Genomic DNA, 7,000 nt, shown 5'->3' on the forward strand with positions numbered 1-7,000 from the left:
CAGGAGGGGAGCAAGTCTTTGCTGTGAACCTGTACCGAGATGTGCTGCGGCCCTTGCTTTTTTCGGGCCTGAGGGCTGACCCGGAAGCGGTCAAGGTGGGGCTCTTGCGCGCCCTGGAGTGGCTGGACGCCACCCAGGCTACCGGGATCCTGGCTCTTTTGGAGCGCCTGTTCTGCTATCGGGATCCCCGGCTAGAAGTACGGCTCTGGGGCCTCACCTTCCCCAATCCCATCGGCCTGGCGGCGGGCTTTGACAAGGATGGTCACGCTTTGGCCGTCTGGCCCAGCTTGGGCTTTGGCTTTGTGGAGGTGGGCACCGTCACTCCTCAGCCCCAGCCGGGCAACCCCAAGCCGCGCCTGTTCCAGTTGCCCCAGGATCGGGCTGCTCTCAACCACATGGGCTTCAACAACCAGGGGGCGGCAGCTCTGGCCGAACGGCTGCGCCGGCTGCGCCAACGTCTCATTCCCATTGGCATCAACCTGGGCAAAGGGAAGGCCACCCCCCTGGAGGCGGCGGCTGCCGACTACCTGGCCAGCTTTCGTCTGTTGCGGGAGCTGGGAGACTATTTTGTGGTCAACGTCAGCTCCCCCAACACGGCGGGATTGCGATCCCTGCAGGCTGCCGAGCAGTTGGCGCCCATCCTAGCGACGTTGCAGGGGGAAAATCGCGGACAGAAGCCCCTTTTGGTGAAGATTGCCCCTGACTTGGATTGGCCAGCAATTGACGCCATCCTGGAGCTGGCCCAAGCCTACGGACTGGCGGGGATTGTAGCCACCAACACTACCCTGCGCCGCGACAACCTGAAAACCCGCTTCCTGCCCGGCCTGGGGCCCCTCGCTACGGCAGCCGGCGGCATCAGCGGCGCCCCCCTGCGACAGCGCTCCACCCAGGTGATCCGCTACATTCACCAAGCCACCCAGGGGCAATTGCCGATTATTGGAGTGGGGGGCATTTTCACTCTGGCCGACGCCCTGGAGAAACTGGAGGCCGGGGCCAGCCTGCTCCAGGTCTATACCGGCTGGGCCTATGAAGGGCCAAGCCTAGTTCCCCGCCTGTTGCGCGGCCTGGCCGCTGCCAGGAATCCCGCCCCTTTCTCCTCGGAGAGAATGCCGCCAGGGATCCAATCCGGGCGTAAGATTGTTATGGATCCCTGAGGGAACTTGCCGGTGAACCTGCTGCAACACCTGTTCAAAACCCCCCATCCAGTTATTGGGGTGGTTCATCTGTTGCCGCTTCCCACCTCCCCCCGTTGGGGCGGCGACCTGGAGTGGGTGATCGCTCAGGCGGAGCAGGCTGCCACGGCCTTGGCAGCAGGAGGAGTAGATGGGATCCTCGTCGAGAACTTTTACGATGCGCCCTTTGCCAAGGAGCAGGTGGATGCGGCGGTGGTGAGCGCCATGACCGCAGTTGTCCAGCGACTGAAAATGCTGGTCTCCCTGCCCATCGGGATCAACGTCCTGCGCAACGATGGCTACAGCGCCCTAGCCATTGCCGCCTGTGTGGGGGCCCAGTTTATCCGGGTCAATGTCCTCTGCGGGGCGATGGTGACCGACCAGGGCATCATTGAGGGAAATGCCCACCGCCTGCTGCGCTACCGCCGCGAGCTGGGGGCCGACATCAAGATCTTTGCCGATGTGCTGGTGAAGCACGCTCAGCCCCTAAGTCCCATTAGCCTGGAGGCGGCTATCGCCGACACGGTGGAGCGCGGCCTAGCCGATGCCATTGTTCTCTCCGGCTGGGCCACCGGAAAACCGCCTCTTCTGGAAGATTTGAAGCTGGCCCGCCAAGTTGCCCCTCAGGTACCTCTGTTGATTGGCTCAGGGGCCACCGCCGAAAACATCGGCACCCTCATCCGCCACGCGGATGGCGTGATTGTGGCCAGTTCTCTGAAACGGCCGGCCCGTTCCGCCGGCATGCCGGTGGGCTGTGCGGATCCCTTTCCCCTCATCGACCCCATCCGGGTGCGGCAGTTTGTGGAAGCATTGCACCTTGGCCTGGGCGAACAGCCCGCCAATCCGGCTTGCCTGGCCACTCCCAGCTCTAGCTGCAGCTAGACCTCAGGGATAGAATTGGCATTACTTCGTCGTATCAGGGTTTCTCCTCATGTTGTCGGCTGAACTCGAAGGCTGGCAGCCTTCCCCCAGCTTGGTTTCCGCTCCCGTTGGTGGGACGGAGCCCTTGCCCTTGGAGGAAGTTTCGTGGAGCCACGTGCCGGCTCAGGTTCCCTGCATTTGGGTCATCGACGATGACCCGGTGAACGGTCGTTACATCGGCGAAGTCCTCAAAAGCTCCAACTACCGGGTGGAAAGCTGGGAAAGCGGCCAGTTGGCCTGGGAGCACCTGCAGACCCTGGATGAAAGCGAATGGCCGGATTTGATCATCTGCGACTGGGTCATGCCGGGTTTGTCTGGAGTAGAGCTCTGTCGCCGTCTGAAGCACTCCGCTGCCGGCCAGTTTGTCTACTTCCTTTTGCTCACCGCCCGCTCCGAAGTTGAGGATCGGGTGCAGGGGCTGGATGCAGGGGCGGACGAGTTTATCGTTAAGCCGGTCGAGGCTGAGGAGCTGCGGGCCCGGGTACGGGCGGGACTGCGCCTGCAGCGGCTCACCCGAGCTCTGGCCCAGGCCAACCGGCAACTGCGGGCCCGCAACGAGCTGTTGGAGTCTCTGTCTTTGACGGATCCCTTGACTGGAGCCTTGAACCGCCGCGCTCTCGACCAGGCGTTGCCCCATTTACTCAAGCAGGTGGGGCCCCGTGGGCAAGCCCGCTATCGCTATCTCTGCCTGCTGATGATGGATGTGGATTACTTCAAGCAGGTCAACGACACCTACGGCCACTTCATCGGCGACTGCGTGTTGCAGGCCCTTGTTGGGCGGCTGCACAATCAACTGCGTCCCTCCAGCCTGCTCTACCGCTACGGCGGCGAAGAATTTGTCTGCGTCACCCCTGGGCTCAACCCCGCCCACTGCCACCGCTACGCCGAGTCTCTGCGCCGGGCCATCGCCAGCCGGCCAATTGACGTTTCGCCCAAACGCAGCCTGCCTGTCACCATTAGCATTGGCGGGATCGTTATCAGCGAAGATGACCCCTTAGATCCAGAAGCTGCTCTCCAGCGAGCGGACGAGGCCCTCTACCAGGCCAAGCAAGCCGGGCGAAACTGTGTACGCCTCTTCCTGCCATCGCTACTGGAGAACTACTGTCCTCCGCCGGGCTCGAGAGGGTAGCCGGAAGCTGCCGCCAAGGCTTCCAGCGAGCGCAGCCCCACGTAGGTGCGGCCGTTGATGATCCAGGTGGGATAGCTGGTGATCCCTGCTTCTGTGCATGCCTGGGCTTGGGGCGTACCGGGACCGTTGGGGGAGCACTCCACGTAAGGCACTTGGGCAAAGGCCGACCCAAACAGCTCTTTCTGCTCCTGACAATGGGGGCACCAGTAGGCCCCGTACATGGTGCCGCCGATCTGCCGCAGGTGGGCCGCCAACCCTGCCGCCAGGGGGCTGGGGGGAGGAACTTGGTTGGCATACACCCCAATGGTGGTCACCAAGGTGAGAAAGCTCACGAGAATGTAGCTAAAGGCCAGCTTGCCCCAATCCAGCCAGCGGTGGCCCAGCAGGGTTACCGCCCACAGGCCGGCCACCAAGACTATGGCGGTGGTGCAATACAGACAAAATTGCCGCAGCACCCCCACCATCAGGTAGAGCATGTACATTTCAAAGGCGGTCATGGCGGAAACCAGACCAAACAGGGCCGGCCAGCGCCACCGCTTCACCAGCGGGATCCCATCCGGCAGCACCGCCAGCGCCAAGACCCCCAAAAACCCCAGCAGGCCAACTGTTGCCGTCGGGATCCCCAAAAACTCTGCCCAACGGCTGGAGAGCACCAGGTCACACCCCCCATCCCCCGTGCAGAAAGCGGCAGGCTGATCGGTCAGCTTGGTGTAGGTGAGGTAGGCCGTCAACAGGGATCCCAAGCTGGCCAAGGTTGCCAAGATGGGACGAGCATGGCGCTGCAGCCAGGTCTCTTCTTGGGTTCTGAGTTTGAGGTAGAAGGCCATGGGGTTCTAGAGCGTTCCAGCAGATGGACACCCCCGATTATAGTGGGGCAGCGTTGGCCTCGTCCGTGGGATCCGAGGCAGAAGAGCCGGCTGAGCGCCGCACTTGGGCAGCAAACCTATCCCCCAGTGGCTCCAGCTCCCAAATAGATCCCATCTTGGAGTTGGAAATAGGCCGGTCGCAGATCCCCCAGCGGCGACGAAAGTAGCGGGCCAGATCTTTTTCGGCCAGAGCCAGATACACTGGCCGGCCATGGGGACAAGTGTGGGGATTGGCGGTGCGCTGCCAGGCCTCCAGCAACTGTTGCATCTGCTCCAGGGTAAGGGGGATCCCATTGCGCAGGGCGCCACGACAGGCCACCGCCACTTGAGCTGATTCGAGGTCAGCACAGCGGCTCAGCTCCAGGAGGGATCCCTGAATCTCCTTGGGATCTTCCGACCACAGGGCCAGAGGCAGGCGGCGCACCAGATAGGTGTTGGGGCCAAAGGGTTCCGGCTCCAGCCCTAATTGCTCCAACTGCTCCACGGCTTGGGGGGATAGTCCCTCCAGCATGACCGGCGTCTCCAGCTCCACCGGCTGCCAATGGCGTTGGATGTACTCGTAGCGCACCCGCTCGTGGGCCAGGTGCTGTTCCACCAGCCATAGCCCCTGAGGGTGCTCCGCCAGGATGTAGATTCGGTGCAGTTGGGCCAGGGCCCTAAGAGAGGGCAGGGAGGGAGCCGAGCAAGCGGGAGCAGCAGGAGCTGGGTTGAAGGGAAGATGGGGCTGCCGGCTGGCCTCATAAACCGACTTGGCCTCGCTGGCCCGGATGAGATGCACCGAGCGGCGGCTGGCTTGGCCAGATCCCGATTGGAGAAGAGCGTGCAAGTGCTGGCGCAATTGCTCCTGTCGGATCTCCGGATCCTGGAGATAGAGCTCGCTCTTGGCAGGATGGCGATTCCAGTCCACCTGCTCTGGCGGCAAGCGCAGGTGCACCACCACCAGCGGGTAGCGGTGGCGGGGCAAGGCGTGCTGAAAGACTGACTGGATTAGCCGTTGCCACTCCGGCATCTGCACAAAGCGCCCGTTGACGGCCACGCGGATCCAATCGGGGCGGGGGCGATGCCGGCGATCCGGCAAGCCCAGCACCATTTCCCAATCGCTGTCCCCCTCTCGGATCCGTCGGTAGCGCAGATCCGAGGGATCCACCTGCGGTAACACTTGTAGCAGCAGATCTTGCAAAGACTGGCCCGGCCACAGGCTGAGCAACAGTTGCCCCTCCTGGCGCACCTGCCAACTCACCCAAGGATGGGCCAAGGCTGCATTCTGCACCAGTGTCAAGAGCGGGCGAGTCTGGGGCAGGGAGCGGCGGCGCAAGGGCCAATCGGCAAACAAATCCGCCACCGTGACCACCGTTCCCAAGGCCATGGCTGCTGGTTGCCTGTGGGTCAGCTCCCCTTGGCGGTCGTAGGCGGCCAGCCAGCCGTGGGCATCCGCAGCATGGCGGGTCTGAATCGTCAGGGATCCCAGGCGGGCCAGGCTGTGCAGGGCTTCGCCCCGAAACCCCAGGCTACGCCCATCTAACTTGCTGGTGGTGTGGCGGCGAGCCACCTGCTCCAACTCCGAACCTGGGATCCCTTGCCCATTATCGGCCACCCGCACCTGCCAGCGACTGGGCCAAATCTCTACCTGAATGCGGGTGGCCTGAGCATCGAGGGCATTTTCCAGCAACTCCCGTAGGGCCGCCTCCAGCGAGTCAATCACCTCTCCCGCGGCCATCTGGGCGATCCGCTCTGGGTTCAGGGGCTGGATTTTGGACATGGAGTGAGTTGAGAAAGCAGACCCTCTTCCTGCCAGCCTGTCGCCGAAAGGCCAACAGCGTCGAGCTTTAGCTTAGCTCTCTCTCTGTTGCCGGTGGACAGCGCCTTGCTAATAATTTTCATTAACTTCAAGGGCCCTCTCAGGCAAAGTGAAGGATTGCTGCTCTGCCCCCCTACCCGTTGGCAACCGCCAAGAGCTCCGAGAAAAAGAGAGCTGAGTGGGTGGACAGTTAAAGGAAACCTTAAAATCCCAACCCCAGTCACCGGCCTCTACTAGGATTTAAATAATAAAATTTCTCATTAAGGGGGAGATTATGGCAGCACAGCAGGCTCCGGCCAAAGAGCTGTTTAGAGAGGCCTTTGAGAATCGCTACACCTGGGATAAGGACTTTCCTGGCTACCAAGCTGAGATAGCCTACTTTCCCAAAGAAGGTGACAGCAGCCTCTCCTTCTCAGGAGTTGTGAGTATTGACCGCAACATGAAGATTGATATTGCCGGCGTCGAGGACGAGGAGATCCGCCAGAAAATAAGGGAACAGATGTGGGAAATCATGGTGCATCGCGTTCGTCATTCCTTCGACGAAGAACACGGTGGCCACACCTTTGTCTATGGAGAGCCACAAAATTCAGACATCACTGAAGTTCTTGTTTCGGGCTTATCTTCTACCGATAGGTACTGGGTTCAGGACAAGCACATTCAAAGGGTGCATCGCCATCTTGCCAATCGGACAATTACAGTCTCAGTTCAAGAGTTTTACGATACAGGTGAGGGCTACCTACCCACTCACTACACTGCTGAGTATGGTAGCCCAGGAACCGAAGAAAAAACTCAAGCAAAGATGATCTATGAAGATCGTTATCAAAAAATAGGTCGGTATTGGATTCCAGTTGAGAGAAGAATTTGGGAAGAGCAGGATGGCAAAAAAAGTGCATCGCCTCAGCTTTTCCTCTTCTCAAATATTCGATTTTTCGAATGGCTGGGAAAATAAGTTTTCTCTTTAAAGCAGCAAACCGCCCAGCATCAACCGCCAAGGCCAGGTGGGCTTTCCCCAGTATGCCCATCTGTGTGGGAAAGAGCCAAGCCCCGGCCCTCAAGCAGGAAGAAAACCCCCTGGTGAAGACCAGGGGGTGAAAAGCAGTCTAGTCAGCTAGTT

General features: G+C 60.8%; 6 protein-coding genes. 4 read left to right on the forward strand and 2 right to left on the reverse strand.

From position 1 onward, the window contains the following. The first annotated feature begins 23 nt into the window (after positions 1-23). Genes NW835_RS07280 through NW835_RS07290 form a run of 3 tightly spaced genes read left to right on the forward strand, consistent with a single transcriptional unit; the run spans position 24 to position 3,222 of the window. Positions 24-1,154 carry a quinone-dependent dihydroorotate dehydrogenase gene (locus tag NW835_RS07280; RefSeq protein WP_414364020.1) on the forward strand — a complete coding sequence of 377 codons (1,131 nt, stop codon included), beginning with the start codon at positions 24-26 and terminating at the stop codon, positions 1,152-1,154. 12 nt (positions 1,155-1,166) lie between these two features. Next, complete coding sequence (gene btpA / locus NW835_RS07285; protein ID WP_414364019.1) at positions 1,167-2,054, forward strand: photosystem I biogenesis protein BtpA; 888 nt, start codon at positions 1,167-1,169, stop codon at positions 2,052-2,054. 49 nt (positions 2,055-2,103) lie between these two features. After that, complete coding sequence (locus tag NW835_RS07290) at positions 2,104-3,222, forward strand: diguanylate cyclase (protein ID WP_414414918.1); 1,119 nt, start codon at positions 2,104-2,106, stop codon at positions 3,220-3,222. Here NW835_RS07290 and NW835_RS07295 read toward each other — a convergent pair. Together NW835_RS07295 and mutL are read right to left on the reverse strand one after the other, a co-directional pair. Beyond that, on the reverse strand, positions 3,192-4,049 hold the full coding sequence (locus NW835_RS07295) for a vitamin K epoxide reductase family protein (protein WP_414364017.1): 858 nt from the start codon (positions 4,047-4,049) through the stop codon (positions 3,192-3,194). The two genes, NW835_RS07290 and NW835_RS07295, sit on opposite strands and share 31 nt — an antisense overlap. A gap of 37 nt (positions 4,050-4,086) precedes the next feature. Next, complete coding sequence (gene mutL, locus NW835_RS07300) at positions 4,087-5,847, reverse strand: DNA mismatch repair endonuclease MutL (RefSeq protein WP_414414919.1); 1,761 nt, start codon at positions 5,845-5,847, stop codon at positions 4,087-4,089. Between the two features lie 313 nt (positions 5,848-6,160). Here mutL and NW835_RS07305 point away from each other — a divergent pair, with 313 nt between their 5' ends. Beyond that, positions 6,161-6,835 (forward strand): DUF3386 domain-containing protein, encoded by a 675-nt coding sequence (locus tag NW835_RS07305; protein ID WP_414414920.1) that lies wholly within the window; start codon positions 6,161-6,163, stop codon positions 6,833-6,835. Positions 6,836-7,000: the final 165 nt, after the last annotated feature.

Origin of the sequence: Synechococcus sp. OH2, assembly GCF_047462155.1 — a bacterium.
Taxonomy (GTDB): Bacteria; Cyanobacteriota; Cyanobacteriia; order Thermostichales; family Thermostichaceae; genus Thermostichus.

Excerpts from the sequence above, each read along its gene's own strand:
- NW835_RS07305 (WP_414414920.1), top strand. The coding sequence starts at position 6,161 with ATGGCAGCACAGCAGGCTCCGGCCAAAGAGCTGTTTAGAGAGGCCTTT.
- NW835_RS07295 (WP_414364017.1), bottom strand. The coding sequence starts at position 4,049 with ATGGCCTTCTACCTCAAACTCAGAACCCAAGAAGAGACCTGGCTGCAG.
- mutL (WP_414414919.1), bottom strand. The coding sequence starts at position 5,847 with ATGTCCAAAATCCAGCCCCTGAACCCAGAGCGGATCGCCCAGATGGCC.
- NW835_RS07290 (WP_414414918.1), top strand. The coding sequence starts at position 2,104 with ATGTTGTCGGCTGAACTCGAAGGCTGGCAGCCTTCCCCCAGCTTGGTT.